This is a genomic window from Acidobacteriota bacterium, from assembly GCA_009861545.1.
In the GTDB taxonomy this organism is placed as follows: Bacteria; Acidobacteriota; Vicinamibacteria; order Vicinamibacterales; family UBA8438; genus WTFV01.
The window spans coordinates 52,111-78,535 of the sequence record VXME01000042.1 but is presented as its reverse complement, the minus strand read 5'-3'; the positions used below and the strand labels follow the sequence as shown (position 1 = coordinate 78,535).

The 26,425-nt window shown below is 69.9% G+C and carries 20 protein-coding genes and 1 pseudogene; 10 read left to right on the top strand and 11 right to left on the bottom strand.

The features are described from left to right. Positions 1 to 29: 29 nt before the first annotated feature. Together F4X11_06660 and F4X11_06655 are read right to left on the bottom strand one after the other, a co-directional pair. Positions 30 to 509, bottom strand: a complete 480-nt coding sequence (locus tag F4X11_06660) for a glycine cleavage system protein H (GenBank protein ID MYN64695.1) — start codon at positions 507 to 509, stop codon at positions 30 to 32. Beyond that, the gene (locus tag F4X11_06655; protein MYN64694.1) at positions 506 to 1,681 is read right to left on the bottom strand and encodes an aminotransferase class V-fold PLP-dependent enzyme; all 1,176 of its coding nucleotides are present in this window, start codon (positions 1,679 to 1,681) and stop codon (positions 506 to 508) included. The genes F4X11_06660 and F4X11_06655 overlap by 4 nt, the downstream gene beginning before the upstream one ends. On the opposite strand from F4X11_06655, the gene F4X11_06650 reads away from it, so the two are divergent. The 3 genes and pseudogenes from F4X11_06650 (at position 1,623) to F4X11_06640 (ending at position 3,198) form a co-directional block, all read left to right on the top strand. After that, entirely contained in the window at positions 1,623 to 2,516 is an 894-nt protein-coding gene (locus F4X11_06650) for a hypothetical protein (GenBank protein MYN64693.1), read from the top strand. The genes F4X11_06655 and F4X11_06650 overlap by 59 nt on opposite strands. A gap of 350 nt (positions 2,517 to 2,866) precedes the next feature. Then, positions 2,867 to 3,112, top strand: coding sequence for a type II toxin-antitoxin system Phd/YefM family antitoxin (locus F4X11_06645; protein MYN64692.1), 246 nt, complete (start codon positions 2,867 to 2,869; stop codon positions 3,110 to 3,112). Beyond that, a pseudogene (locus F4X11_06640) lies at positions 3,109 to 3,198 on the top strand (type II toxin-antitoxin system VapC family toxin). Before F4X11_06645 ends, F4X11_06640 begins: the two are co-directional and overlap by 4 nt. A gap of 191 nt (positions 3,199 to 3,389) precedes the next feature. On the opposite strand, the gene F4X11_06635 reads toward F4X11_06640, so the two are convergent. The 6 genes from F4X11_06635 to F4X11_06610 form a co-directional block, all read right to left on the bottom strand. Further along, positions 3,390 to 4,505, bottom strand: coding sequence for an AAA family ATPase (locus F4X11_06635; GenBank protein MYN64691.1), 1,116 nt, complete (start codon positions 4,503 to 4,505; stop codon positions 3,390 to 3,392). Positions 4,506 to 4,537: 32 nt separating this feature from the next. Continuing rightward, a complete protein-coding gene (locus tag F4X11_06630) occupies positions 4,538 to 5,632 on the bottom strand; it encodes a hypothetical protein (GenBank protein ID MYN64690.1) in 1,095 nt (364 codons plus the stop codon). 557 nt (positions 5,633 to 6,189) lie between these two features. Further along, positions 6,190 to 8,106, bottom strand: a complete 1,917-nt coding sequence (locus F4X11_06625) for a type IIA DNA topoisomerase subunit B (protein ID MYN64689.1) — start codon at positions 8,104 to 8,106, stop codon at positions 6,190 to 6,192. Between the two features lie 142 nt (positions 8,107 to 8,248). After that, entirely contained in the window at positions 8,249 to 9,667 is a 1,419-nt protein-coding gene (locus F4X11_06620) for an alanine:cation symporter family protein (GenBank protein MYN64688.1), read from the bottom strand. Between the two features lie 43 nt (positions 9,668 to 9,710). Then, positions 9,711 to 12,131 carry a DNA topoisomerase 4 subunit A gene (locus tag F4X11_06615; protein MYN64687.1) on the bottom strand — a complete coding sequence of 807 codons (2,421 nt, stop codon included), beginning with the start codon at positions 12,129 to 12,131 and terminating at the stop codon, positions 9,711 to 9,713. Between the two features lie 116 nt (positions 12,132 to 12,247). Beyond that, on the bottom strand, positions 12,248 to 12,916 hold the full coding sequence (locus tag F4X11_06610) for a CoA pyrophosphatase (protein ID MYN64686.1): 669 nt from the start codon (positions 12,914 to 12,916) through the stop codon (positions 12,248 to 12,250). Between the two features lie 32 nt (positions 12,917 to 12,948). Between F4X11_06610 and F4X11_06605 the strand changes: the two genes are divergently transcribed. From F4X11_06605 to F4X11_06575, 7 genes are all read left to right on the top strand, one after another. Continuing rightward, complete coding sequence (locus F4X11_06605) at positions 12,949 to 14,364, top strand: MATE family efflux transporter (GenBank protein MYN64685.1); 1,416 nt, start codon at positions 12,949 to 12,951, stop codon at positions 14,362 to 14,364. A gap of 77 nt (positions 14,365 to 14,441) precedes the next feature. Beyond that, positions 14,442 to 15,602, top strand: a complete 1,161-nt coding sequence (locus tag F4X11_06600; GenBank protein MYN64684.1) for an aminotransferase class I/II-fold pyridoxal phosphate-dependent enzyme — start codon at positions 14,442 to 14,444, stop codon at positions 15,600 to 15,602. A gap of 131 nt (positions 15,603 to 15,733) precedes the next feature. After that, a complete protein-coding gene (locus tag F4X11_06595; protein ID MYN64683.1) occupies positions 15,734 to 16,792 on the top strand; it encodes a hypothetical protein in 1,059 nt (352 codons plus the stop codon). A 139-nt stretch (positions 16,793 to 16,931) separates the two neighbouring features. Next, on the top strand, positions 16,932 to 19,349 hold the full coding sequence (locus F4X11_06590; protein ID MYN64682.1) for a carbohydrate binding family 9 domain-containing protein: 2,418 nt from the start codon (positions 16,932 to 16,934) through the stop codon (positions 19,347 to 19,349). Between the two features lie 61 nt (positions 19,350 to 19,410). Next, positions 19,411 to 20,370: a VWA domain-containing protein gene (locus F4X11_06585; protein MYN64681.1), complete on the top strand. Its 960-nt coding sequence runs from the start codon at positions 19,411 to 19,413 to the stop codon at positions 20,368 to 20,370. A gap of 28 nt (positions 20,371 to 20,398) precedes the next feature. Beyond that, positions 20,399 to 21,073, top strand: a complete 675-nt coding sequence (locus F4X11_06580; protein MYN64680.1) for an OmpA family protein — start codon at positions 20,399 to 20,401, stop codon at positions 21,071 to 21,073. Between the two features lie 132 nt (positions 21,074 to 21,205). Beyond that, positions 21,206 to 22,096, top strand: coding sequence for a dienelactone hydrolase family protein (locus F4X11_06575; protein ID MYN64679.1), 891 nt, complete (start codon positions 21,206 to 21,208; stop codon positions 22,094 to 22,096). A 169-nt stretch (positions 22,097 to 22,265) separates the two neighbouring features. Here the strand turns inward: F4X11_06575 and F4X11_06570 are convergent, their stop codons facing one another. From F4X11_06570 to F4X11_06560, 3 genes are all read right to left on the bottom strand, one after another. Then, positions 22,266 to 23,918: a hypothetical protein gene (locus tag F4X11_06570; GenBank protein ID MYN64678.1), complete on the bottom strand. Its 1,653-nt coding sequence runs from the start codon at positions 23,916 to 23,918 to the stop codon at positions 22,266 to 22,268. A 102-nt stretch (positions 23,919 to 24,020) separates the two neighbouring features. Then, entirely contained in the window at positions 24,021 to 24,950 is a 930-nt protein-coding gene (locus tag F4X11_06565; GenBank protein MYN64677.1) for a hypothetical protein, read from the bottom strand. Positions 24,951 to 24,969: 19 nt separating this feature from the next. Beyond that, positions 24,970 to 26,385: a hypothetical protein gene (locus F4X11_06560; GenBank protein MYN64676.1), complete on the bottom strand. Its 1,416-nt coding sequence runs from the start codon at positions 26,383 to 26,385 to the stop codon at positions 24,970 to 24,972. Positions 26,386 to 26,425 lie beyond the last annotated feature (40 nt).

Genomic DNA, 26,425 nt, shown 5'->3' with positions numbered 1-26,425 from the left:
ACCCGCGTGTCTTCGGTTCCGGTTCGAGGTCAGGCATCCTTGTCACCCTCGCGGCGGCTCGCCAGCATGCGGTCGACGGTCGCGTCGAGCACGTGCACGTACTCGTCGACGTCGAGGTTCTCCGGATCGGCCGTCCCGTCGACGACGTAGAGCCATCCGTCGCCGTACGGGGCCGATTCGACCAGCGTGATATCCGTGTCCAGGGCTTCGTTGGCTCCCACGAAGCGCCCCGACGCCACGGCGTAGATGTCGGAGATCGCCTTGAAGCCCTCGATCGAGCCAATCGGTTGGCCGATCTCGACCGGGTCGCCCGGCCCCACCGCAAACGTGCATTCTACTAGGTCGCCCAGCATGCGGGTGGCGAAGGTCGTCAATCCGATGCGCCAGCATCCCGAATCGTCCCGCTTCAGCCAGTAGTGCGACCGCGTGTAGCGGTGGTCGACCGGGAGCCGCGTGGCGAACCGGGAGCGCTTGTAGCGGATGAATCGGCTCGCGGGCGACGTCGTCATGATGACCGTGAGGCTCCGGATGCGGCGCCGGCGACCAGGGCGCCGATCATCGCCTCGACGTCCGGCGCCTCGGACAGGTGGCACCAGGAGAGCCGCACGGCGCCGGCCTCGTCCTCCGGGGACAGACCCATCGCGGCCAGCACGTGGCTGCAGGTGTAGGACTGCGACGTGCAGGCGGCCCCGTCCGAGATGGCGGCCAGATCGGCCCAGGCCTCGATCAGCGTTTCCTTGTCGCAGCCGGGAATCGAGAGGTTCAGGATGTAAGGCAGACGGTGGTCGGGATCGCCGTGCACCCGGGGAGCGAGCGGGGCCAGTCCCGCGAGCAGGCGTTGCTGAAAGGCGTTCGCCCCCGCCAGGCGGGCGTCGTGCTCGTCCAGGGCGAGCTCGGCTGCCTTGCCGAACGCCGCGATCAGCGCCACCGGCAGCGTGCCGGGCCGCAGCCCGAGTTCCTGCCCGCCGCCGTGGAGCAGCGGGGTCAGCGGGGGCCGCCGCCCGTCACGATGCCGCGCGATCAGGGCGCCCGTTCCCTTGGGGCCGCAGAGCTTGTGGCCGCTCGCGCTGACGAGATCGACCCGGGGATGCCGGAGCGCGGCGAGCGCCTTCCCGAATCCCTGCGCGGCGTCGACATGCAGGAAGGCCGGGGACGCGGCGAGCCGGTCGGCGATCTCCCCGATCGGTTGCTGAACGCCGGTCTCGTTGTTGACCTGCATCACCGAGACCAGCAGCGTGTCGGGCCGAATCGCCGCGGCCACGCGGTCGGCGTCGACCCAGCCGCCGGGCTCCGGATCCACCAGCGTCAGATCGAAGCCGCGCGCGGCGAGCACGCGCAACGGTTCCAGCACCGCGTGGTGCTCGATCGTGGTGCTGACGAGATGGGTCCGCTCCTCGGTGCGGCCGCAGGCCTCCAGCCCGAGGATTGCGAGGTTGTTCGACTCCGTGGCGCCGCTCGTGAAGATCACCTCGTTGCGGCGGACGCCGGCCACCCGCGCCACGTGCGCGCGAGCCTGTTCCACCGCCTGCCGCGCGACGCGACCGTGGGCGTGCGTGCGGCTACCGGCGTTGCCGAAGTCCACCTCGCTGAAGCGACGCAACTCGGCCTGCACGCGCGGATCGATGGGGCAGGTGGCCGCGCAGTCCAGATACACTGGCCCGGAGCGTTCAGGTGCCGGCACGGTGGATCCGGATTGTACCTGGAACGCCGGCGCACGCTACCGCGGCCCGACCGTCGCGCCGCGCCCTTCCGGATGCGACCTTGCCGTCAACCTGCCACGCATCTTCTTGAAGCCGTTGCCCATGCAGGTCGAGGACTACGGATTGGTTCCGCCCGAGCGCGGTCTCAGACTCGAAATCGAGGCCCTGCGTCGGCTGGAGCATGACGCGTCGCGGCGCATGAACCCGCGAGCGCACGGCCAAGCTCACGGCGCATCGGGGGACACTACCGCGTCGGCGGTCGCCGGCGAGCGATTGCTCATCTGGGAGTCCGACCGCCCGGCGGTGGTACTGCCCCGGCACGGCGAGCCCGAAGCGTGGGCATGCGTGCCCGCATGCGTCTCGCGCGAGGTTCCGTTGCTGTACCGGGAGTCGGGCGGCGGTGCGGTCGTCGTCGGTCCCGGATGCCTGAACATAGCCCTGGTCCTGTCGCTCGGCGCCCGCCCCTGGCTGGCCGACGTCGAACGCAGCTACGCGTGGGTGCTCGGCGGGCTGGCCGGCGTTCTGGCCATCGACGGCGTCGCGATCCGGTCGACCGACCTCGCGGTTCGCGAGCGGAAGTTCGCCGGGCACGCCCAGCGGCGGGTGCGCGGCGCCCTCCTCCACCACGGGGTGCTGCTCTACGACTTCGACCTCGACCTCGTCGACGCGCTGCTGCCGGAGCCGCCGCGCCGCCCGGCCTGGCGCGGGCGGCGGACCCACCGCGAGTTCCTGATCAACGCGCCGCTGCCGCGCGCCGAAATCGTGCGCCGTCTCGGGCGGCTCCCCGCGCTCAGCGCGCGGTGTGCGTCCGGCTGAAGCCGTGCGGTCGTTCGCGACGGTGCACGTCCCGTCCGCGCTCACCAGCGCGCTGCCGAGAGAAAGACGGGATGTCCTCATCGCCGGCGCGGCAACAGGGCACACCGACATCGGAGGCGTCGCATGAGAACGACCTCGATCCGCTTTGGAGTCGCTACACTTGCGCGTGCGGGCGTGCCGGATTTGGAGCTTGAGGCCCTTGCGAAGCGGATGCTTCAATTTCCTGACCCGCGAAGAACAGGAGTCCGCGGCCGTCTTTCAAGCGCGGCTCGTACGGCCGGACGGAGTTCCTGCGAGCGGGGCGGACCGTGGCTGTAACATCCGGGAATCCGAGCGATGGAGGGGAAGTCATGCGCACCGTTAACATGGATGAAGCTAGGGCACATCTGTCGAGTCTCGTCGACGCGGCTGCCGAGGGGCAGCCGTTCATCATCACGCGCGCCGGCAAGGCCGTCGTCAAAGTCATCGCGGTGGAGGCGCAGGTGTCCGGAGAGATACGGCGGCTTGGATTTCTGGCCGGTAGAATCTCGGTGCCAGAAGATTTCGACCGCATGGGGTCCGCCGAGATCGAAGCTCGGTTCGAGGGCGGCAAGTGAAGGTCCTCCTCGACACGCATGTTCTGCTTTGGGCGTCCGGTTTTCCGGAGAAGTTGTCGGAGGATGCGCGTGCGCTGATCGAGGACCCGGGAACGGATCCGATCTTTGACACCCCCAAGGTGCGGGCGACTGATTCCGCGTCCGAACGCCGTGCAATCGCTGAAGAGCATCGCCTCGACTCGTGCATCGAACCGCGTGAGGTGCGGGCAGAGCAGCTCGTTGACGAAGGTCTCCTCGGTCTGGCCCTCGACGTGAACCAGCAGCCGGGACATCGGATCTACTGCCGCTCGGCGCCGCTACGGACGGGCCGGCCGCCAAACTGGTTCTTTTCCCACAACTGGCCGAGGCTGTAGTCCTGCAGCCATTCCTGAAGATCCGCGGCATCCAGCCTGGTGAACTTCGTCCCGCCGTCCACGCGGTCTGCCACGAGAACGTCTTCAGGTTGAAAGTGATCCAACAGCAGCGTCGATTGAGTCGCGAAGACTACCTGGGTCTCGACGGAGGCCTGTCTGACCAGCGACGCCAGCATCGTGATCGCGTAGGGGTGCAGTCCGAGTTCCGGTTCGTCTAGCAGGATCACCGAGGGTCGGAGCGATACCGGCTGAAGCAGCAGCGTCGCAAGCACGATGAAGCGCAGGGTTCCGTCCGACAGCGACGAGGCGTCGAAATAGGCGTCCGAGCCACGGTGCCGCCATTCGAGGCGGATCTTGTCCTGGTTCAACGCCTGCGGTTGGAGTTGGAAGTCGTCGAAGAACGGTGCGACGAGGTGCACGGTTCGTCGGATCAGGTCGTACGAGTCCCCGTGCTTGTTAGACAGGAAGTACAGAAACGCCGCGAGGTTGGCGCCGTCGTGACGCAGGAACCTGTTGTCGTCCACGTCGGCCGTCTTCTTGATCGGGGACGTGGAGCTGGTGTCGTGCAGGTGGTAGACACGCCAACTATCGAGGTGCATGCGGACGTCCTGGATCGCCGCATCGCGATCGAGATTGCGCGGGTCGGGGTCGCTGATCCAGGTTTCCGGTCCCGATGGTGACAGGATGTGTCTTCGTCCACTTCCGTGACACTCTTCCCGCAACGGAAAGAGACTGTCCTCTGCGTTCGAGGCCAGTGTGAGCACGTATTGGTTCGCCTCGTCGCCCAACGAAGCGTGGATGTTCAACCTCGACGTGTTGCGGGACCCGAAATGCAGGACCTTGTCCGCGCCGCCGGACCGCCTCACGTACTCCTGCAACCGCCCGCATCGGATCTCGCGAAGCAACGCGAACACGCCGATGAAGTTCGATTTTCCGGAGCCGTTGGACCCGATCAGCAAATTGATGGGCTTGAGGTGCAAGCGCTCGATGCGCTTGATGCTCTTGAATCCCTCGACGGTGATCCAGTCGAGCGCGGCCATGGCAACCTGTCCGGTTCACACCGGTCGCGGAACTATCCCGCGTGTCTCTCGATTTCCTGGTGCAGCGCCAGCAGGGCTTCCCAGGGGCGGGCGTGCAGGTTGAGCGGTCCGGACGTGGTCTCCCAGCGGCGGACCGTGGTCGCGGTGACCTGGATCAGATCCGCGAACTCGGCTACCGAGCACCCGCACCGCTCGCGCAGGCTGAAAACCAGCTCGCCCGTGGGCTGAAATTCGTTCGTTCCATCGTCCCCGGCGGCCGGTGCGCGGGCCGGGAGGGCGGCGGTCGGGGTGGGAGGTCGATAGGTGAGCGTCTTCTTGACCTTGCGGGGTGCCGCAGGGGCAGCCGGCATCGAAGCTCCGAACGCAGGCGCGTCCGAAGCGGCCGGTCCGGCGAGGTGCAGTGTCATCGCGGATTCCGGCGCGGCCGTGCCGCCGGCGCCGGGATGGACGTCGAAGAACGTGCCGACGCTGCCGTTGGCCGCCGGGTCGCTCGCCGCGTGCCCGCGTGCAGGCGTCGCGGTCGTTCCAATCAGCTCCGCCTCGTCGACACCGCGCAGGAGGAAGAGAAGTTCCGGGTGGTCGTCGAGTCGGCGGCCGACCCCGGAGAGGGCCGCTGCCGCATGTTTGCACATCGTCGCTCTGTCGGAGCACTCGCACTCCGGCACGATCTCGCTCGGATGCGGGAACAGGCCCGTGTCGCGGTCGGTGAGGACCTCGGCGACTCGATCGGAGAACCGACCCTCTCGCAACTCGCGCACGGATCCGATCTCGCCGGCGCACGCGGCCGCGATGGCGGTCCAGGCGCTTCTGTCCAGTTGCCGTACGCGAATCACGACGTGGTAGAGCGTCGAGCCGACAACCATCGCGTCGACACCGCCGGCCTCTATCGCCAGGTGACAGACGGAGCCGTTGCGCACGTAGGCGCGACCGTGTGCGAGACGGGCCGTGTATTCCGAGAACGACTCGAGGTGCTCGCACCAATGGCGGCCCCAGAAGCGCTGTGCGATGGTCCGTCCCCGCAGCTCGACCGGCTGCACCCTTACGCCGCGGGCGCGCAATTCGTGCATCTCGGACACGGTTCGCGCGCGCTGCTCGTCGACCGGCACATAGCGTGGGTACCAATGCACTTCTAGATCCTGTCGTTTCTTTCGAGGGGCTGGCCGGCGTGAGCGACGACGCGACCGTTGCGCGCGCAAGTCGCCGCATGGTCCGTGCTGGCCGACACAGGTCGAGTCGATTGCGTCACGTTCTTCCGAAGTTCCGGCACCGGGATGGACCGGCTCGGGCGCAGCGGGAAGCACGCCCCGCGGGCGCTCCGGTACTCGGTGCGGAGCAGCGTGCAATTACAATGCGCCGTGGCGGCGGGAATGTCAAGTGAGCCGGCGGGGCAGGTACACTGCGCCTGCGCGTAGGCTTGAGAGATATCGAGACCAAACGATAGCGTGATCGCACGAATTCGCACGCCGTCGGAACGGTGGAGTTTGTTGGCGAGTAGAGTGGTTGCCAGGGCCGGTAGTCGGGACGCGCGATAGATAGAGAAGACGATACGCGCAAGGCCGAGTTGATTCATATCAATCCAGCGCCCCGAAAAGCCTCGCCGGTTCGGTGTTTCGGCCCATCCCCCCCGCTCCATGACTCTGCGCGCCACGGCGCTTCGCTTCGCTGCGTTCTGCGGCGCAGATTCCTAGACGTCGAGATCGAGCGCCTCGTCGGCGCGCTCCATGATGAAACGGAATCGCGCCGAGGCATCCTTGCCCATCAGGTCCGCGATGACCCGGTCCGTCAGAAGCTGGTCGCTGACGGCGACCCGCAGAAGGCGCCGCGTGTCCGGATTCAGGGTCGTTTCCCACAGCACCTTCGGCATCATCTCGCCGAGTCCCTTGAAGCGGGTGATCTCGGGGGCGCCGCGGCCGTTGGTGTGCGCCTTGACGATGGCGTCGCGGTGCACGTCGTCGAGCGCCCAGAACGTCTCCTTGCCGACGTCGATGCGGTAGAGGGGCGGCTGCGCCAGAAAGACCTTCCCGTGGGCGATGAGCCCGGGCAGGAAGCGGTAGAAGAATGTGAGCAGCAACGTGGCGATGTGGTTGCCGTCCGAGTCGGCGTCGGCCAGGATGATGATGCGGTCGTAGCGCAGCTTCGCGAGGTCGAAGTTCTTCCCGAGGCCGCAGCCGAGCGCGGTCACGACGTCCGACAGCTCCTTGTTCGCCAGCACCTTCGACGCCGACGCGCTCTCCACGTTCAGCACCTTCCCGCGCAACGGCAGGATCGCCTGCCGGGTCCGGTCCCGCCCCTGCTTGGCGGAGCCGCCGGCCGAGTCCCCCTCGACGATGAACAGCTCGCTGTCGCCGCGGGCGCTGCCCGTGCAGTCGCTCAGCTTGCCGGGCAGGTTGAGCCGGTTCGAGGTCGCGCTCTTGCGCGAGACGGCCTGCTGGGCCGCGCGGCTCGCCTCGCGGGCGCGCGCGGCCAGGATGATCCGGGCGACGATCGCCTCGGCCATGCTGATGTTGTGGTTCAGCCAGTGCTCGAGGGCCGGCCGTACCGCCCCGTCGAGGACCGGTGCGAGCTCCGGATTGTTCAGGCGGTCCTTGGTCTGCCCCTGGAACTGGGGTTCCGGGACGAAGATCGAGATGACGCCGGTCAGTCCCTCGCGGATGTCGTCCGCGGTCAGGGTCACGCCCTTCGGCGACAGGCCGTGCGTCTCGATGAAGTTGCGGACGGCCTTGCCGAGGCCGGCCCGCACGCCGGTCTCGTGGGTGCCGCCGGACCCGGTCGGAATCCCGTTCACGTAGCTGCGCAGGTGCTCGTCGGTAGCCTCCGTCCACTGCAGCACGACCTCGATCCGCGAGCCCGTGTCCGCGTGCTCCCGCACGAGAAGGAACGGCGCCTCGTGCACGGGGTTGGCGCCGCGCTCCTTCACGAGCCGTGCGAGGTAGTCCGGCAGGCCGTGCTCGTGGCGGAACTCCTCCCTGGAGTCCTGCGCCTCGTCCGTGAACACGAACCTCACCCCGCCGTGGACGTAGCTGGCGATTTCGAGCCGCTGCCGAATGAGCCCGGCATCGAACGTGGTCCTGGGGAAGATTCGCGGATCCGGGTGGAAACGGATCGTGGTGCCGGTGCCGCGCGCCGGCTTCAGTTGCCGCAGCGCCGCCACCGGTCTTCCGCGCCGGAAGGTCTGCTGCCACAGGAAGCCATCCCGCTTCGACGTGGCGACCAACTCCTGCGACAGGGCGTTGACCACGCTGGCGCCGACGCCGTGCAGCCCGCCGGCCGTGCGGTAGGTCCGGTTCTCGAACTTCCCGCCGGCGTGCAGGGTGGTGAATATCACCTCCAGCGCGTTCTGGCCCGTCTTCGGGTGGCGGTCGACCGGCATGCCGCGGCCGTCGTCTACCACGGTTACCGTCGAGCCGTCGCCGTGCAGCGTCACCTGGACGTTCGCGGCATGGCCGTTCATGGCCTCGTCGACCGCGTTGTCGAGGATCTCCCAGACGAGGTGATGCAGGCCGGCCGAGCCAACGCCCCCGATGTACATGCCGGGACGCTTGCGCACCGGCTCCAGGCCCTCGAGGACGGTGATGTCCTTTGCCGAATATGAACTCGCCATTGCGTCTTCCGGGCGACCCGGCTGGGCTCCAGGCCGGCGTACGACCCGCCGCGCACCGCGGTGACGGTGGCTGCAGCGAGCCTTACAGGGAAGGAGCCTCAGTTTAGCATGGGCCACGCCCCCGGCCGGGGGTGCGTGCCGGTCACCACCGGTAGCGTGCGAGCTCCCGCCTCACGACCGGCGCCATCAGGTAGAGCCCGATCAGGTTCGGGATGGCGACCACGAAGACCAGGGCGTCGGACAGGTCGATGAGCGCCTCGAGATTGATGCTCGCCCCCACGACGACGAACGCGCAGAAGAAGGCGTTGAAGCCGAGGTGCTGCAGGCGGCCTTCCCCGGCCAGATAGGTGAAGGCTTTCAGGCCGTAGTAGGCCCAGGCGATCATCGTCGAGAAGGCGAACAGGATGGCCGCGACGGCCAGCGGGACCGGGGACCAGGGCAGGGTCGAGGCGAACGCCCGGGTCGTCAGCTCGATGCCGGTGATGTCGCCCGTGGCGAGCGCCGGATCGTAGACCGTGGTGGTGATGACAAGGGCCGACAACGTGCAGATCACCACGGTGTCGATGAACGGCTCGAGCAGGGCGACGAAGCCCTCGCTGGCCGGCTGGGGGGTGCGGGCGGTGGCGTGAGCGATGGCGGCGCTGCCCAGCCCCGCCTCGTTGGAGAAGACGGCGCGCCGGAAGCCGATGACCAGCGCGCCCAGGCCGCCGCCGGCCATCCCCTCCGACGTGAACGCGCCGTGCCAGATGGCCGCGACGGCTCCCGGCAGCCGGTCCGCGTTGAGGGCGATGGTCAGCAGGGCCAGCGATACGTAGAGCAGCGCCATCGTGGGCACCAGCCGGACCGTCGTGCGGGCGATGGAACGGATGCCGCCGATGATCACCAGCGCGACGATCGCGGCGAGCAGCAGTCCGAACAGCCAGCCCCGGCCGGCGAAGAAGCTGGCGTCGGCGCCGGTGATGTCGATGAAGATGGCGGCGGCCTGGTTCGACTGGAACATGTTCCCGATGCCGAGGCAGCCGAACACCATGGCGGCGGCGTAGAAGAGTCCGAGACTCCGGCCGAGCGCCGGCCAGCCGCGCTCGCCGAGGCCACGCTCGAGGTAGTGCATCGGCCCGCCGGAGACGGAGCCGTCGGGGTTGCGCCGCCGGTACAGCACGCCGAGCGTGCACTCGGCGAACTTGGACGACATGCCGAGCAGCCCGGCGGCCATCAACCAGAACGTGGCGCCGGGCCCGCCGGTGGAGATGGCGACGGCCACGCCGGCCATGTTCCCGATGCCGACGGTGCCGGAGACCGCGGTGGACAGCGCGCTGAACTGCGAGATCTCGCCCGGGTCGCCTTCGCGCGCGTAGCGGCCGGAGACGATGCGCAGCGCCTGCGCGAATCCCCGCACGTTGATGAAGTTCAGGTAGAAGGTGAAGAAGAGCCCGCCGGCCACCAGCCACAGCACGATGAGCGGCATCTCGGCCCCGAAGAGCGGGATCGGGTAGAAAACGAAGCCGGACACGGCGTCCGCCACCGGACGCATGATCCGGTCGATCAGTTGGTCGATGCCCATGAGGTAGACGTTCTCCGAGGTTCCCGACACCGTCGCCGCGGTTTCAGCCCTCCTCGATGTCGGGCGTCGCGATCGGTCTCGGGACGATACGGGTGAGCTGACCGCGCTGCAGCAGCTCGCGGCCCTTGCCGCCGCGGCTTACCGGATCGTACTTCGCGGTGCTGATGTTCTGCTCGGCGCCGCGGCTCGTTTCCACCGTCAGCAGGTCGCGGTCGCCGCGCGAGGCGATGAAGCCGATGACGTGGTCGCGGTCCTTCGCCAGCTTGATGAGCAGCACGCCCTTGCCTGGGCCGGACAGGAAGTTGACCTCCCGCGCCGGGCAGAGCATGGCGCGCGCCTCGCGAGTGGCGGCGATCAGCGTCTCGTCACCCGTAATCGCGGCCACGCCCACGATCTCGGCGCCCCTGGCGGGCCGCGCGAACCGGCGCCCGGCGCGCGTGCTCGGCTCGTTGAACGCCTCGAGTCCGAACCGCAGGCTGTAGCCGTCGCTGGACACCGCCACCGCGTGAGTCGGCGGCTCCGGCCGCGACGGCGTGGCCGCGATCTCGCCCGCGACGCGCGGGTCGAGGCTGAGCACGGTGGCCACCCGTTCCCGGTCCTTCAGCTTGAACAGCCGCTGGATCGGCTCGCCGTAGCCCGTGGTGGCGGGTATGTCGATCAGCCGGCAACTGTAGGCGACCCCGAAGTTGGTGAAGAAGACGACCGTGGCGCGTGTGCTGCCGGCCACCGCGGTCAGCAGGGCGTCGCCCTCGCGCAGTCGTGTCGCCGCCGGGTCGCGCACTTCCCGCTGCCGCTTCACCCAGCCGTCGCGGGAAACCAGCACGACGGCATCCTCGTCGACGATGAAGTCGTCCGCGCTGAACACCAGATCGTCGTCGGCCGGGCCGTCGATGGCGGTCCGGCGGGGCTCGCCGTAGGTCTCCCGAACCTCGACGAGCTCGTCTCGCACGATCCGCCACCGGCGCTCCTCGTCGCCGAGCTCCGTATCGATCTGCCGGGCGCGTTCCTGCTTCTCCGCCAGCTCCTTGCGGATGATCAGGATCTCCAGCCGCGCCAGGCGGTAGATCTTCAGCTCCAGGATCGCGTCGGTCTGCTCGGCGTCGAGCCCGAAGATCTGCATGATCTTCGCCGCCGCGTCGGCCTTGCCGTCCGACTGCCGGATCATCGCGATGATGGCGTCGAGCGCGTCGAAGACCTTCTCGAACCCCTCCAGGATGTGGATCCGCCTGCCGAGGGCCGCGCGCTCGTGCTCGAGCCGCCGCGTGACCACCTCGAGGCGGAACAGCAGGAAGCGCCACAGCATCTGCTGCAGGTCGAGCCGTTCCGGCCGGCCGACCCCGGGCTGGTCGGTCGGGACCAGGCAGGTGAGGTTGACCGGGAAGGTCGTCTGCAGCGGCGTGTGCTTGAACAGGTAGGCCATCACCATCCGCTCGTCGGCGTCGGCCTTCATCTCGAGCTCGATGCGCACGTCGTCGGTCGAGACGTCCTTGACGTCGAGCAGGGGCGGCAGCTTGCGGCCGACGACCACCTCGGCGATGCGTTCCACGAGCTGCGCCTTGTTCACGCCGTAGGGCACGCTGGTGACGTGGACGGTCTTCGACGACCGGCGCCGCTCGCCGGTCGCCCACGTCGCGCGGACGCGCACCGTGCCGCTCCCGGTGGTGTAGATCTGCGTCAGCTCCTCGGTGGTGTTCACCAGCCGCCCGCCGGTCGGGAAGTCCGGGCCGCGGACGTCGCGGGCCAGCCGGGCGCTGGTGAGGTCCGGGTCGTCGAGCAGGTTGACGAGCGCCGTCGCCACCTCGCCGAGGTTGTGCGGGGGGATGTTGGTCGCCATGCCCACCGCGATGCCGGTGGCGCCGTTGACGAGCAGGTTCGGCACGCGGGCCGGCAGCACCACCGGCTCCTGGCGCGTGCCGTCGTAGTTCGGCTGGAAGGCGACCGTCTCCTCGTCGATCTCGCGCAGCAGCTCGGCGCTGATCGCGGCCAGCCGGCACTCGGTGTAGCGCATGGCGGCGGCGCCGTCGCCGTCGAGCGATCCGAAGTTGCCCGAGCCGTCCACGAGCGGCGCGCGGAGCGTGAAGGGCTGCGCCATGCGCACGAGGGTGTCGTAGATGGCCGCATCTCCGTGCGGGTGGTAGCTTCCCATCACGTCGCCGACCACCTTCGCGCACTTGCGGGGCTTGGCGTCGGCGCGCAGCCGTTGTTGCCACATCGTGTACAGGATGCGCCGCTGCACCGGCTTCAGGCCGTCCCGCACGTCGGGCAGGGCCCGCGACGTGATGACCGACAGCGCGTAGTTGAGATAGCGGGCCTGGGCCGCCTCGTGGAGCCCGACGACGGTGTCTCCGCCGCCCCGTCGCGCGAGCACGTCGATCCCGTCGCCGTCGCCGGCGGCGTCGAACAGCGGCGCGTCGCGCGTGCCGCGTTTTCCGGTCCCGGTTCGCCTGCTGGTCCGTTTCGCCATCGGATCCGGTCTCCTCGAACGTCGCGTTGCTGCTGGCGGCGTCCGGGAACGCGCCGCCGCCGGGGGCGGGAGGAAGACGGTGGGGGCCGCACGGGGGCCACCGTCAATCTACCATGTCACCACGGGTTGCGGGGGGCGAGATCGAGCAGCGTCAGCAGTTCCGCCAGCACCATCGCGGTGGCGCCCCAGACGCGCTCGTTGCGCACCTCGAAGTACGGCACGTCGCACGGGAGATCGCCGCGCCAGCGCGTCCCGCGCCGCAGGTTGGCGGGATCGGCCAGGGCGGCCAGCGGCGCCGGCAGCAGGCGCGCCACCTCCGCGGCCGAAGGACGCAGGCGCGGCGTCGACGCCGCGACCCCGGCCACCGGGTGGATCGCGAAGTTGCTGACCGTGATGTAGAGCGGGGACAGCGCACCGGCCACGCGCACGGCCGCCGGGTCGAGGCCGACCTCCTCGAACGCCTCGCGCAGCGCCGCGTCGCGAACCGATTCGCCGGCGTCGATCAGGCCGCCGGGGAACGACACCTGGCCGGCGTGCTTTCCCAGTCGGCCGGCCCGGACGGTCAACAGAACGTGCGGTGCGTCGTCTAGAGGATAGAGAAGCACGAGAGCGGCGGCGGGCGTGGCGTGGTCGGGCACCACGCCGGGCCGCCAGCCGGGGCGCGGTTTCGGTGCGAGCCGCCGGTGCGCGTCCCCGCCGGGGAGGGGCGCCCGGAACGCCGACCGGAGCAGCGCGTCGATCTGATAGAGTTTCGGAGATTCGACCGGCACGGTGAGACTTCCCATCTTACTGCGGCCCGCGCCGACCTCCCGCTGACATGAGCGCAAAGGGCCCTCCACAGAAAGCGTTTGACCGGGCGATCGTCGAAGGGCCGCTCGCGCGCACGGTCTGGAAGCTCGCCTGGCCGACGATGCTGCAGAACGTGTTCGGCGGCATCCAGGGCATCGTCGACCAGGCGATGGTCGGCCATTACGTCGGCTACGTCGGCAACGCCGCGATCGGCGTCAGCGTCCAGATCTTCATCCTCGTCATCGTGTTCGTCGCGTCGGTCTTCAGCGGCATGGGCGTGCTGGTGGCGCGCTTCGCCGGCGCGAACGAGCCCGACAAGGTCAACCGGACGGTCTACCAGGCCTTCCTGACCGCGGTGTTCATGGCGGTTGGCGTGCTGGCGCCGCTCGGCTACTTCCTCGCCCCGACGCTGCTGAACCTCATCAACGCCGCGCCCGAGGTGCAGGGCGAGGCGCTGGGCTACATCCGCGTCATGTTCGTCTTCAGCATCGGGATGCTCATCTTCTTCATGATGAGCGGTGCGCTGCGGTCCGCCGGCGATGCGCGGACCCCGTTGCGCCTCGGCGTCGCCATGACGGTGCTGAACGTCGTGCTGAACGTCGTGCTGATCCGCGGGCTCGGCCCGATTCCCGCGTTCGGCACGGTCGGCGCGGCGATGGGTTCCGCGATCGCCGCGGGCGTGACGGCCGCGGCGTTCCTCTGGCTGCTCTTTTCGGGGCGCCTGGTCGTCCGGTTCTCGCGCAGCATGTCGTTCGCGCCCGACTGGCACATCATTCGCGAGCTCTTCCGCTTCGGCCTGCCGACCGGATTCCAGGGCATCGTGATGAACCTGGCCGGGGTCCTGATGCTGCGCTTCGTCGGATCGCTGGAGCAGAGCGCCGAGGCGCAGGCGGCCTACGCGGTGGGCTACACGCAGCTCTTCGCCCTGATCACCTGGACGTCGGTCGGCCTGATGAGCGCGACGGCCGCGGTGGCGGGGCAGAACCTCGGGGCCGGCCGACCCGAGCGGAGCCAGCGCGCCGCCCTCGTGGCGTCGTCGATCGGCGTGGGCGTGGCGTGCGTCATCGGCCTCGCGCTGGTCACCGTGCCGCGGGCGCTGCTCGGCGTGTTCGGCATGGCCGACGGGATCCAGTTCGAGCTGGGCCGGCAGCTCCTGGCCTACCTGGCCGTCTCCGGGCTCTTCGTCACCGTGGCGCTCGTCTATACCGGCGGCCTGCAGGGGACCGGCGACACACGCAGCCCGCTCTACATCTCGATGGTGTCGCAGGTCGTCATTCCCATCGGCCTCTGCACCTACCTGCAGATGACCGGGGAGCTGGAGGCGTCCGGCATATGGCTGGCCATCGTGCTCGGCCACGTCGCCCGCGCGAGCCTGAGCGTGATGCGCTTCCGTCAGGGCAAGTGGCGCGACATCGCGGTCGACATCGGTCCCGCGCGTGCCTGAGGGGAGCGCCGGTTCCCGCCGGGCGCGCCGGTATCCGCGCACGAGTCGTCCACGGTTCTCGTTCTCGGAGGTTCCGCATGTCCCGTTTTCCAGCCGGCCAGAAACCCTCCACACGGGCCGCGCAGGCGCTCGGCGCGGTGGATCCGGCGACCGGCTCGCTCGTGCCGCCCATCTACCCGGCCGTGCAGTACGAGCGGACGGCCGAGGGCGCGCCGACCGGCGGGCGGGTCTACACGCGCGACCAGAATCCGACCTACGACCAGTCCGAGGCGCTGCTCGCGTCGCTGGAAGGCGGGCGGGCGGCGATGCTGTTCAGCGCGGGCATGGCGGCGGCCACCACGGTGTTCGAGACGTTGGACGTCGGGGATCACGTCGTGGCGCCGGAGCAGATGTACTGGATGCTGCGCCGCTGGCTGCAGGGCGAGGCGGGGCGGGGCAGGATCACTCTCGATCTCGTGCCGAACGGGGACATGGCCGCGCTGCGGCGGGCGCTGCGGCCCGGAGCCACGAAGATCGTCTGGGCCGAGACGCCGGCCAACCCGAACGGAGCGGTCACCGATCTCGCTGCCGCCGCCGCCGCCGCGCATGAAGCGGGAGCCCGCTTCGTCGTCGACAACACCCTGCCGACGCCGGTGCTCAGCCGGCCGCTCGAGCATGGCGCCGACCTGGTCATGCACTCGGCCACCAAGCAGCTCAACGGGCACTCGGATGTTCTGGCCGGCGCGCTGGTCACGGCGCGCGAGGACGACCTGTGGAAGCGCTGCCGCCGCGAGCGCGCGTACCGCGGCGCCGTCATCGGCCCCTTCGAGAGCTGGCTGCTGCTGCGCGGCATGCGCACCGTCTGCCTGCGGGTCGCCGCGTCCGCGCGGAACGCGCAGCGGATCGCCGAGGCGCTCGACGGGCATCCCGCGGTATCCGCCGTTCTCTATCCGGGGCTGCCGGGACACCCCGGCCACGACGTGGCGGCGCGGCAGATGGACGGCGGCTTCGGGGCGGTCGTTTCGCTGCGGATGAAGGGCGGCGCCGAAGCCGCGCGCCGGGTGGTGCGCGAGCTGCGACTGTTCCACAACGCGACGTCGCTCGGCGGGGTCGAGAGTCTCGCGGAGGCCCGGGGCCTGGTCGAGGGACCCGGCTCGCCGGTGCCCGACGATCTGGTCCGCCTGTCCATCGGGATCGAGGATGCCGGCGACCTCATCGCCGACCTCGATCGGGCGCTCGACGCGGTGGTTCCACGGTGAGCAGAGCCGCGGCGCGACGAGCGAACGCGCTGCTGCGGGCAGTGTGGCCCGGCCGCGGTCGACCCATGGGTGCGCGTGCGGCTCGCGCCATATAATTTCGGAAAGCGGAAGTCCGAACCGGGAGGCAGAGGATGAGTCAGTCACGAGCCGTGCGCCGCGTGATCGGCGGCGTTGTCACGGCAGCGATGCTGGTCGTGCCGGCGGCGAGCGGGGCGCAGTCGTCGCAGGACGCGCAGTGGACCATGCCGCGGACCCCGGACGGGCGGCCCGACCTGCAGGGCGTGTGGGCCAACAACACCGCCACGCCGCTCGAGCGCCCGGAGGTCCTCGGCGACAAGGCGACGCTGACCGACGAGGAGCTGGCCCGCCTGGAGGCGCGCTATGCAGAGCTCTTCGCGAGCGGCGAGAGCGATGCGGCATTCGCCGACAGCGTATTCGTGGCCGCGCTCGGCGAGCAGGACGAGTTCTCCTCCCGTGACGCGGCGACCGGCAACTACAACCAGTTCTGGCTGGTCGACCGCGAGTTCGACAACCGGACCTCGCTGGTGATCGATCCCCCGAACGGGCGGCTGCCGGCCTTCACCGCGGAGGCGCAACGGTGGATCGACGCCCGGGTCGCCCATATCGCCGACAACCCGGCGTCCTCGTGGACCGACCGGCGGCTCCAGGAGCGCTGCATCACCTTCGGGATGCCGAACCTGTTCGCCGGCTACAACACCTACTACCAGATCGTCCAGACGCCCGACCACGTCGTGTTCCTGCACGAGATGATCCACGACGCGCGCATCATTCCGCTGGACGGCTCGCCCCACGCCGACGACGCCATCCGCCAGTGGCACGGCGACGCGCGGGGTTACTGGGACGGGGACACGCTGGTCGTCGAGACCACCAACTTCTCCGCCGGCAGCGAATCCCCGGCCGCCCTCTACCAGCGGCAACGCGGCTCTGCGGAGCGGTTGCGCCTGGTCGAGCGATTCACGCGCGTCGGACCCGACACGCTGCAGCACGAGTTCACGGTCGACGATCCGGGCACCTACGCTGCCGAATGGACGGCCATGATTCCGTTGTCGCGCAAGGACGAGGCGCTCTTCGAGTACGCCTGCCACGAGGGCAACATCGGCATGGAGGGGATCCTCGCCGGCCATCGCGCCGAGGAGCGGGAGGCCGCCGAGGCCGCCGGCGGCCGGTGAGAGGCGGCGCCGGCAGGTTCGAGCAGCGATGCGTTGCCGGAAACGCGACCAACCAAGCGTTCCTGCTCCCATGATTTCCGGCGCGGTCGACCGCGGCTCGTCCGGTCACACGCATCGCCCCCGCGGGCGCTGCCGAATCGTGGCCGGTGTCGGCGCGCTCCTGGCCTTGCTCGCTGCGGCCGGCAGCGCCGATGTCGCCCACGCGCAGTCCGATCCCGTTCCGGGCACGCCGGATCTGCTCGAAACGGCGAGCCCGGTGGCCGCCGCCGGCGCCGGATTCACAGTGACCGGGGCAGTCGATCGCCCGCCCCCGCCGTCGCCGCCCGCGGTGATCGCGCGCGATGCGCTGCGGCGCGCCACCGTCCGCGCCGTCAAGCTGGCCGCCGGGCTGCGTCTGGACGGCGTCCTCGACGAGCCGGCGTACGAGATCGTCCCCGCCATGGACGATTTCATCCAGCAGGAGCCGAACGAGGGCGCGCCGGCCAGCGAGAGAACCGAAGCCTGGGTCTTCTTCGACGCGGCGAGCCTCTACGTCGCCGCCCGCCTGTGGGACTCGGCGCCCCCGGGCGCGTGGGTGGCCAACGAGATGCAGCGGGACACGCCCCAGCTCCGCGAGAACGACACCTTCTGGGTGGCCTTCGATACGTTCAACGACCGGCGCAACGGCATCGCGTTCTACACGAACCCGCTCGGCGCGCTCGGGGACTTCCAGATCACCAACGAGGGCAATCCGAACGGCGACTGGAATCCGGTGTGGGACGTGCGCACGGGGCGCTTCGCGGGCGGCTGGACGGTCGAGATGGAGATTCCCTTCAAGTCGGTGCGTTACCGGCCGGGACCGGCGCCGGTCTGGGGGATCCAGTTCCGCCGCATGGTGCGCCGCAAGAACGAACGCTCCTACCTCACGCCCGTGCCCATCTCGGCCGGACGACGCGGCATCTTCCGTCTGTCCGACGCGGCGATGCTGGTCGGTCTGGAAGTGCCGGACGAGGGCAACGTTCTCGAAGTCAAGCCGTACGGCATCGGCGGGTCCACCACCGACGTCACCGCCAGCCCCGCGACGGCCTGGGACGGCGACGGCGGCGTGGACCTCAAGTACGGCATCACCCAGAACCTGACGGCCGACTTCACGTACAACACGGACTTCGCGCAGGTAGAGGTGGACGAGCAGCAGGTGAACCTGACCCGCTTCAGCCTGTTCTTTCCCGAGAAGCGCGAGTTCTTTCTCGAAGGCCGGGGCATCTTCGAGTTCGCCCGCGGCGGCGGCCCGAGCTCGCGGTCGAGCGCCCTGCGCCAGATCGGCGGCGGCGGCCGCAGCTCGCGCGGCAGCGGCAACGCGCCGACGCTCTTCTACTCGCGGCGGATCGGGCTCCAGGACGGCGCGGTGGTGCCGATTGTCGGCGGTGGCCGGGTCACGGGGAAAGCAGGCGACTTCGATGTGGGACTACTGAACATCCAGACCGGCGAGCTGTCACCGGGGACCCGGGGCGCGGCCGGCGTCGAGTCGACGAACTTCACGGTCGTGCGGCTGAAGCGCGACGTGCTGCGCCGCAGCGCCGTCGGCGCCCTGTTCACGAACCGCTCCGTCTCGGTCGTCGGCAACGGGGCCGGCGCCAACCGGGTGTTCGGCGCCGACGCCACGATGGCGTTCTACGAGAACGTGAGCGTGGTCGGGTATGCCGCCAGGACGCAGACGCCCGGCTTCGAAGGGCGCGACACGAGCTACCAGGGCCAGTTCATGTACGCCGGGGACCGCTACGGCGTCACCGCCGAGCACCTCGTCGTCGAAGACAACTTCATTCCCGAGGTGGGCTTCCTGCGGCGCGACAACTTCCGGCGATCGTACCTCGCGGGACGCTTCAGTCCGCGCCCGGCGTCGCTGGAGGCGGTGCGGCAGTTCCGGCTCGAGGCGAGCTACGACCACATACTGACCGCCGATACCGGCATTCTGGAGACGAAGCAGGCGCAGGTGGGCTTCAGCACCGAGTTCGAGACCAGCGACCGGTTGGGAATGACGCTCGCGGACAACTACGAGTTCCTGGTGCGGCCGTTCGAGCCGGGACCGGGCGTCGTGCTGCCGGTGGGCGGCTACGGGTTCCGCGACATCGAGGCGACGTACCAGGTCGGGGCGCAGCGCCGGCTGACCGGCATCGTCACGGTGCGGGGCGGCGAGTACTTCAACGGGAACATCCGCTCCATCGGCTTCAGCCAGGGTCGCCTGGCGGTGACCCCGGAGCTGTCCATCGAGCCGACCGTATCGGAGAACTGGATCGACACGCCGGCGGGCTCGTTCCACACCCGCCTGATCGTCTCCCGCGTCACCTACACGTTCTCGCCCCGCATGTTCTTCGGCGGGCTCATCCAGTACAACTCCGCCGCCAACAGCGTGAGCACCAACCTCCGCCTGCGCTGGGAGTACAGCCCCGGCAGCGAGCTCTTCGTCGTCTACACGGAGGATCGCGACAGCGACCCGTTGCGGCCGGACCGCTTCGACCGTTTCTCCGCACTTCGCAATCGCGGTTTCGTGGTGAAGATGAACCGGCTGTTCCGCTTCTAGCGCGAAAACCCGTAGAATCACTGCGGGAGCCTTCGGCGCGGGGCCGCCTCGATTCGACACGATGCGCGTTCGCACCCTATTCGCAATTCTCGGCCTCGCCGCGCTTGCCGCTTCCGGAGCGGCGGCGCAGGGCCGGCCCGTCCCGGTCGAGCGCGACCCGGCGCCGACGTTCAGGTCGGGCGTCGAGATGGTGACGGTGCGCGTCTCCGTGCGGGATCGGAACGGACGCATCGTTCGCGATCTCTCCCGTGACGACTTCCGGCTGATCGACAGCGGCTTCGGCCGCCCCATCGAGAGCGTCTTCGCCAGCGACGCGGCGCTCAGCGTCGCCGTGCTCGTCGACATCAGCGGCAGCATGGCGATTGACCGCAACATCGACAGGGCCCGGCGCGCGGTCGAGGCGTTGGTCGACTCGCTGCAGTCCGGGCGCGACGAGCTGGCGCTCTTCACCTTCGACACCGTGCTGCGGGAGATCGCGCCTTTCACGAGCGACCTGGCGCGGATCGGTGTCCCGACCCTGACGGAGTCGCCCTTCGGCCAGACATCGCTCTACGACGCGGTCGCCGACGCGGCCACGCTCGTGGGCCGGCGCGGCAACCGCCACCGTGCGTTGCTCGTGGTGACCGACGGCGTGGACAACGGCAGCCTCCGCACGGCGGGGGAGGTGTCGAGCGTCGCAAGCGCCATCGCCGTGCCGGTTCACGTGATGACGGTGGGTGGACCCCTGGACCGGCGCGACGGCATCGGCGGCGCGGCGGGCGCCGACGGCGAGATCGTGGCGGCCTCGCTGGCGGACCTCGCCCGCTGGACCGGCGGCAGCGTGCGCGCCACCGGAACCCGCGACGATCTGCTTGCGGCGCTGGCCGAGTTGCTGACCGGCTTGCGCTACCAGTACGTCCTGACGTTCCAGCCCGGCTTCCGCCGCGGATGGCATCCCATCGAGATACGGACGGCTGATGATAATCTGGTGGTTCACGCCCGCGGCGGTTACGTGGCGGGGCGGGCCCGGCTGAAGTGGTAGGGTCACAAGAATCGTTTCAGGAGGAATCATGCGGAAGATGCGGACGACGGTGAAGATGATGGCGCTGGCGGCGGTGATCGTTCTGGTCGCATCGGCCTGCGCAACGCGGGGCTTCGTACGCACCGAGGACGCCGTGGTGGACGCCAAGGTGGACACGCTGGCGGGCACCGTGGAGGAGACCCAGGAGCGGACGGTCCAGAACGCGGAGCGGATCGACCAGGTCGATCAGCGGGCGCAGTCGGCCAACATGGCGGCCCAGACGTCGCAGGCGGCGGCCGACGCGGCGCAGATGGCGGCCGACGACGCCGACGGGCGCGTCGATCAGGTCGAGAACCGGATCGGGCGGCTGATCATGGAGGTCACCCTCAACGAGGCGCAGGGCAACTTCGACAGTGGCCGGGCGGATCTGCCGCCGGCCGCGCAGTCGCGCCTCGACCAACTGGTGGCCCAGATTCACGCGGCGGGGGACGGCGGGTTCATCGAGATCGAAGGCCACACCGACAACACCGGCGACGCGGCCTACAACATGCGCCTCGGCCTGCGGCGCGCCGAAGCGGTGAAGGACTACCTCTACCGGCAGCACAACGTCCCGCTGCACAAGATGAACACGATCAGCTTCGGCGAGGACCAGCCGGCGGTGCCGAACGACTCGCGCGAGGGCCGCGCGCAGAACCGGCGCGTCGTCATCAAGGTTCGCTCGTAGTCCCGTACGGTCGCAGTTTCACGCGGGGACGGCCGGCGGCGCGCCGCTTCGTCCCCGCGTTCCCGCGGTAACCCCGTCCGGCCGCCCGCGCCGTGGTGCACGGTGTGCGCGGCATCATCCAGGAGCGCGATGATGGCAGAAGAAAAGCAGCAGATCGACCGGCGCGTCTTCGACCTCTACGACGAGTACTGCCACGGCTACATCGACCGGCGAGAGTTTCTGAGCCGGGCCGCGGCCCTCACCGTCGGCGGCGTCTCCGCGCTCTGGATGGCGCAGGCGCTGATGCCGCGGTACGCCGAGGCGCAGACCATCTCCTTCACCGACCCGCGCATGAAGGGGACCTACGTCGATTACCCCTCGCCGGGCGGCACGTCCGGCGAGATGCGCGGGTACCTCGTGCAGCCGGCCGGCGACGGGCCGTTCCCGGCGGTGCTGGTCATCCACGAGAACCGCGGCCTGAATCCGCACATCGAGGACGTGGCGCGGCGCGCGGCCGTCGCCGGGTTCCTGGCGCTGGCGCCGGACGGGCTGTCGCCGGTCGGCGGGTATCCCGGCAACGACGACGACGGTCGCACGCTGCAGCGCAGCATCGATCCGGCGACGCTGGATCAGGACATGATCAACAGCGCGCGTTTCCTGAAGGGGCACGCGCTCTCCAACGGCCGACTGGGCGCCACCGGTTTCTGTTGGGGGGGCGGCATGACCAACCGGCTCGCGACCGAGCTCGGCAGCGATTTGCAGGCCGGCGTGCCGTTCTACGGCGCCACGGCGGCCACGGCGGACGTGCCGAAGATCGAGGCGTCGCTGATGGTCATCTACGCGGAGTCGGATCCGCGCATCAACGCCATGTGGCCCGAGTACGAGGCGGCGCTGCAGGCCAACAACGTCGACCACGAGATGCACATGTTCCCGGGGACGCTGCACGGGTTCCACAACAACTCGACGCCGCGCTACAACGAGGCGGCCGCGAACTTGGCGTGGAACCGCACGGTGGGCTTCTTCCGGCGGCACCTCGCCGGGTAGTACTCGATTCCGCCCCCCGGAGAGCCGTCCTGGCCTCCGGGGGGCGCTTCCGTTCCCTGGAGGCGCAAGACGCCTGCGGGGATTCCTCCTCTCGGCTGTCTCTTCTCCCCGAAAGGCTGCAGTCCGTCGGCGCCGGGTGCGAATCGGCGACGGCCGCCGCTGGTGGCAGCTACTGGTCGGCCGCCGGCGCCGATACGTCGCGCAGGCGCTCCTGCACGGTTCCCGGTATTCCCAGCCGGGCGTTGGCGCCGAGACGCTCGATCAGCGCCGCGGTCTGCGGCCAGCTCTGGAACTGGAAGGACTGCTTGGACCCCTCCGCCATCCGGTAGGCGGTACGGCCGCGGAAGTCCCGCGCGTCGATGGCGGCCCCCTGCGCCACCAGGTACTCGATCACCTCGTTCAACCCGCGGAACGCGGCCCCGTGCAGGGCCGTGAACCCCGCCTCGTTGACCGCGTTCACGTCCGCTCCCGCCTCGATCAGGATCTCGATCGCATGCTCCGCGCCCGGGGACCGGGCTCCGCGCGGCTCGCGCGGCGTGTACGTCGAACGGCCGAGTCCCGCCGCCACCATCAGCGGTGTGGTGCCGTCGTACGTGGTCATGTGCGGGTCGGCCCCCGCGGCCAGGAGCAGGCGGAGGATCTCGCCGCTGGCGCGGCTCGCGGCCCCTTCGACCGCTCCCGTGCCCTCGGGCCGTCCGAAGCGGATGTCCTTGACCCGCGCGTTCGCGCTGTAGGCGGCGATCCACAAGGGGGTTGCGCCCAGCAGATCGCCGGTGCCGACGGCGAACGGCTCGAACGCGCCCTTCTTCGGGTAGCCGATGTAGCTCATGAACATGGCCGACGTCGCGACGCGCGCGTTCGGGTCCGCGCCGCCGGCCAGCAGCGCCTTCACCAGCGGCAGCGCCCGCACCGGATCGAACGCCGAGCTGCCCCGCGTGCTGTAGCGCGCGCCGCCGCCGTGCCGCCGGTTCCAGTCGGCCAGCCAGGTGTCGACGCGGCCGACCGCGGCGTGCAGGGCCGTCACGCCGCCCATGGCGCCGTCCGGATCCGCGCCCCGATCGAGCAGGAACCGCGCGAAGTCGTCGTGGCCGCGGACGATCGCGTAGGGCAGCGCGTGGGTGCCGTCGACGCCGGTGTGGTTCACGCCGACCCCCGCGTCGAGCAGGAGGCGGGCCATCGGGATGTCGCCGTTGCGCGCGGCGAACAGCAGAGGCGTAAAGCCGGAGGCGGTCGAGGCCCGCGGGTCGGCGCCGGCGTCGAGCAGCGCACGCACGCTGTCCGCGTGCGACTCGGCGACCGCCCACATCAGCGCCGTGCTGCGGGTCTCCGCCGTGCCGGCGTCGATGTCCGCGCCATGATTCACGAGCTGGTTCACGACCTTCGCGCTGCCGGTCCGGGCGGCGATCATCAGGGCGGTGAGGCCGCTGGTCTGGGCCGCGTCCACGTCCGCGCCCGCGGCCAGGAGCCGATCGACCATGGCCGGGCTCGCGTTCTCCGCGGCCCGCTGCAGCGGCGTCACGCCATTGTCGTCCGCGGCATCGACGTCGGCGCCGGCCTGCAGCAGTAGGTCGACCAGGTCGAGGTCGTCGCGGTGGGCGGCCCAGAGAAGCGCCGTGGCGCCGTCCGCCCGCGGCGTGTCGGGGTCGACGCCCGCGTCGAGCAGGGTGCGTACGGCCGCCCGGTCCTGCGCCGCCGCGGCGGCGACGAGATCCTGATGCCGACCGGGCGCGCCGGCGGCTTCGGGCGCGGCGCCCGCAACGGCGGACGCAAGCAGCAGGGCTACGAACCGTGCGGCGACCCGTCGGCGGTAGTGCACGTCCATCGGTCTCTCCCTGCCTGTACGTCACTGCAACGACCGACCCCTCGCTCTCCCTGCGGCAGGGCCGGGGACTCGGCGCACGAAGCCCGCTGCCGCCGCTCCGCCTCAGCGGGTCACGGTGACCGTGAGGTTCTCGCCGGTCTGCAACGCGCCGTCTCCGGCGACGGCGCGCAGCACGTACGTTCCCGGCTCGTCGAAGGTGGCGTCCACCTCCCAGCGTCCGTCCGGCGGGACGGGCGGCAGGATGTAGGGCGGCGACCAAGGCGAGTTCGAGTAGACCCGCGTGTCCTGCCACGTCTTCAACTGGTGCGGTCCGAACGCGACCTTCGAGGCGTCCCCGCGGTAGACCATCCACGCGAACCGCAGGCCGGGCGGGTTGCCGGGCACGATCTGCCGGGGCGGCGTGTAGGCGGGGTGCGGCCTTCCGGCTTCCACCCGCGGCGGCGCGTAGTTGCCGGACGGCAGCCCGTCGTCGTTGACGAACGCCACCAGCCGCAGCGGCTCCCCGACGCGCACGCGGCGCGGCTGGTCGACGGCGAGGCTCAGGTTCGGGAACTCGTTGTCCCGCCACTCGTCGCGCACGCGGCCGAAGTTGGCGCCCATCTCGGTGGCGATGGTCTGCCGGTCGAGCAGGTAGTCGGTGCGCAGCGTGCCGTAGGCGCGCTCGGTCCGGCCGTTGGTGGTGAGCGTCCAGATCACCTCGTCGTCGCCGAAATCGGGGGGCACCTCCACCGTGAACAGGAACAGGTTGCGCCGCGGGTAGAAGTGCGTCGGCTGCCCCCGGTCCGGGCCGCCGGGCTCGATGCGGTTGTCGGGCCCGATCGGCACATCGATCTCTTCTTCCCAGTTCGAGTTCATGTAGCCGAAGAACATCGTGTAGGAGCCGTCGTCGTTCTGCCACCACCCCTCGTAGGCGGGGGACACGCTCTGGCCCCGCGAGTAGGTGAAGCGCGTCTGGGCGCCGGCCTGCGCCTGCGCCAGCACGAGAAGGAGGGCGAGGGCCGCCGCCCCCGGGCGTGGCCACTGCGTCAGCATCGCTCCGACCTCCGCCCGACTACTGGTCGTTGTCGTCCGCCGCCCGCACCTGCGACGGGAACTCCACCAGGCACAGCGGGCAGCCGATGACGTGGTCGTTCGGGGTCAGGGCGAGCCGCTCGCGGCGTGCGGCCATCTCCGCCTCGAATTGCTCGTCGGTCAGCTCCAGCGCCTCGCCGAGGTCGATGAACATGTTGGCGACCGAGCGGCGTCCGCCTCCCGACCAGTTCCGCGGATCGGCCACGTTGCGGTTGGCGGCGGTGGTGTCGAGCCAGCCGATGATGTGCAGGATGGTGCCCTTCGGCAGCAGCGGCGCGTAGTCGTCCTGGTAGATGTACTGCTTGACCCAGTTGTGGTCGTAGCCGACGCAGTTCAGCGTCTCGATGTTGTGGCCCCAGATCGCCTCCACGCACATGCGCATGCCGGGGGCGTGCTGGTGCGGCTCGAACGACAGGATCTTCGTGTGCGTGTCGAGCACCCGATACGCGTGCAGCTCCTGGTCCGCCTGGTTCGGCTTGATGTCGATGTCGACGCCGTTGCCGACGAACGTCCGCGAGTGCGAGATCTCCGGCGCGTAGCCCTTCGGGTGCAGCTTGAAGGCGAACTTCAGGTGCGCCTGCGTCTCGCGGCCGTTCGAGTGCAGGTGCGCCGTTTCCAGCTCCAGGTGGGATCCCGCCGGGAGGAGCCGGCCGGCCACTTCCGGAAAGATGTCCGCGTTGCGTCCGACCTCGTGGACGGGGAAGCGCGTCGCCGACTCGACGTCCGCGCCCTCGGGCATGACGGCGCCGTAGGTCATGTGGTGAAACACGTAGCGGCCGCCGACGGTGTCGCCGGTGGCGTCGGGCGGGATGTCGTTGAACTCCTTCACCTCGACCGCGGCGACGTAACGGTCCTCGGTAAGCCCGGTCGGAATCGTGCCCAGCGACGTCCACTTGTCCGGCGCGGCGGCGGGCACGGTCACCATAGGCGATTCGAGGATCAGGTCGGGCTCGCCGATCGCCCACTCGTTCGCGTCGCCGAAGTCGATGGGCGGCGGCAGGTCGGCGCGGTTGCCGAGCGGGGCGCCGTTGTCTGCCCAGATCGCGATCTTCTCGATCTCCTCCTCGCTCAGCGACGGATCGTCCTTGAAGTGCTGGATGCCCAGATCGCGCTCGACGAACCACGGCGGCATGGCGCCGCGCTGGCTCCGCAGGCCGGTGCGCATCTTGATGGCGCGCGCCCAGGGCCGGACCTCCTCGTAGGTGAGCAGCGACATCGGCGCGACCGACGCCGGCCGGTGGCACTGCTGGCAGCTCCGCTGGAGGATCGGCGCGATGTCTTTCGCGTAGGTCACCCCCGCGTCCGCCCCGTCACCCGACTGGGCGCTCGCCGCGACGGGCGCCATGAAGCCGACGAGACCGGCAAGCGCGAAACCGAGAACGTGCTGAGCCTTCATCGCTGACATTCCTCCTGAGATCCGGCCGGACCCCCTACAG

What these genes read in the sequence shown, in the direction of transcription:
- F4X11_06660 (MYN64695.1), bottom strand. Translation starts at nt 509, where the DNA reads ATGACGACGTCGCCCGCGAGCCGATTCATCCGCTACAAGCGCTCCCGG.
- F4X11_06650 (MYN64693.1), top strand. Translation starts at nt 1,623, where the DNA reads ATGGGGCAGGTGGCCGCGCAGTCCAGATACACTGGCCCGGAGCGTTCA.
- F4X11_06645 (MYN64692.1), top strand. Translation starts at nt 2,867, where the DNA reads ATGCGCACCGTTAACATGGATGAAGCTAGGGCACATCTGTCGAGTCTC.
- F4X11_06635 (MYN64691.1), bottom strand. Translation starts at nt 4,505, where the DNA reads ATGGCCGCGCTCGACTGGATCACCGTCGAGGGATTCAAGAGCATCAAG.
- F4X11_06625 (MYN64689.1), bottom strand. Translation starts at nt 8,106, where the DNA reads ATGGCGAGTTCATATTCGGCAAAGGACATCACCGTCCTCGAGGGCCTG.
- F4X11_06620 (MYN64688.1), bottom strand. Translation starts at nt 9,667, where the DNA reads ATGGGCATCGACCAACTGATCGACCGGATCATGCGTCCGGTGGCGGAC.
- F4X11_06615 (MYN64687.1), bottom strand. Translation starts at nt 12,131, where the DNA reads ATGGCGAAACGGACCAGCAGGCGAACCGGGACCGGAAAACGCGGCACG.
- F4X11_06610 (MYN64686.1), bottom strand. Translation starts at nt 12,916, where the DNA reads ATGGGAAGTCTCACCGTGCCGGTCGAATCTCCGAAACTCTATCAGATC.
- F4X11_06605 (MYN64685.1), top strand. Translation starts at nt 12,949, where the DNA reads ATGAGCGCAAAGGGCCCTCCACAGAAAGCGTTTGACCGGGCGATCGTC.
- F4X11_06600 (MYN64684.1), top strand. Translation starts at nt 14,442, where the DNA reads ATGTCCCGTTTTCCAGCCGGCCAGAAACCCTCCACACGGGCCGCGCAG.
- F4X11_06595 (MYN64683.1), top strand. Translation starts at nt 15,734, where the DNA reads ATGAGTCAGTCACGAGCCGTGCGCCGCGTGATCGGCGGCGTTGTCACG.
- F4X11_06585 (MYN64681.1), top strand. Translation starts at nt 19,411, where the DNA reads ATGCGCGTTCGCACCCTATTCGCAATTCTCGGCCTCGCCGCGCTTGCC.
- F4X11_06580 (MYN64680.1), top strand. Translation starts at nt 20,399, where the DNA reads ATGCGGAAGATGCGGACGACGGTGAAGATGATGGCGCTGGCGGCGGTG.
- F4X11_06575 (MYN64679.1), top strand. Translation starts at nt 21,206, where the DNA reads ATGGCAGAAGAAAAGCAGCAGATCGACCGGCGCGTCTTCGACCTCTAC.
- F4X11_06570 (MYN64678.1), bottom strand. Translation starts at nt 23,918, where the DNA reads ATGGACGTGCACTACCGCCGACGGGTCGCCGCACGGTTCGTAGCCCTG.
- F4X11_06565 (MYN64677.1), bottom strand. Translation starts at nt 24,950, where the DNA reads ATGCTGACGCAGTGGCCACGCCCGGGGGCGGCGGCCCTCGCCCTCCTT.
- F4X11_06560 (MYN64676.1), bottom strand. Translation starts at nt 26,385, where the DNA reads ATGAAGGCTCAGCACGTTCTCGGTTTCGCGCTTGCCGGTCTCGTCGGC.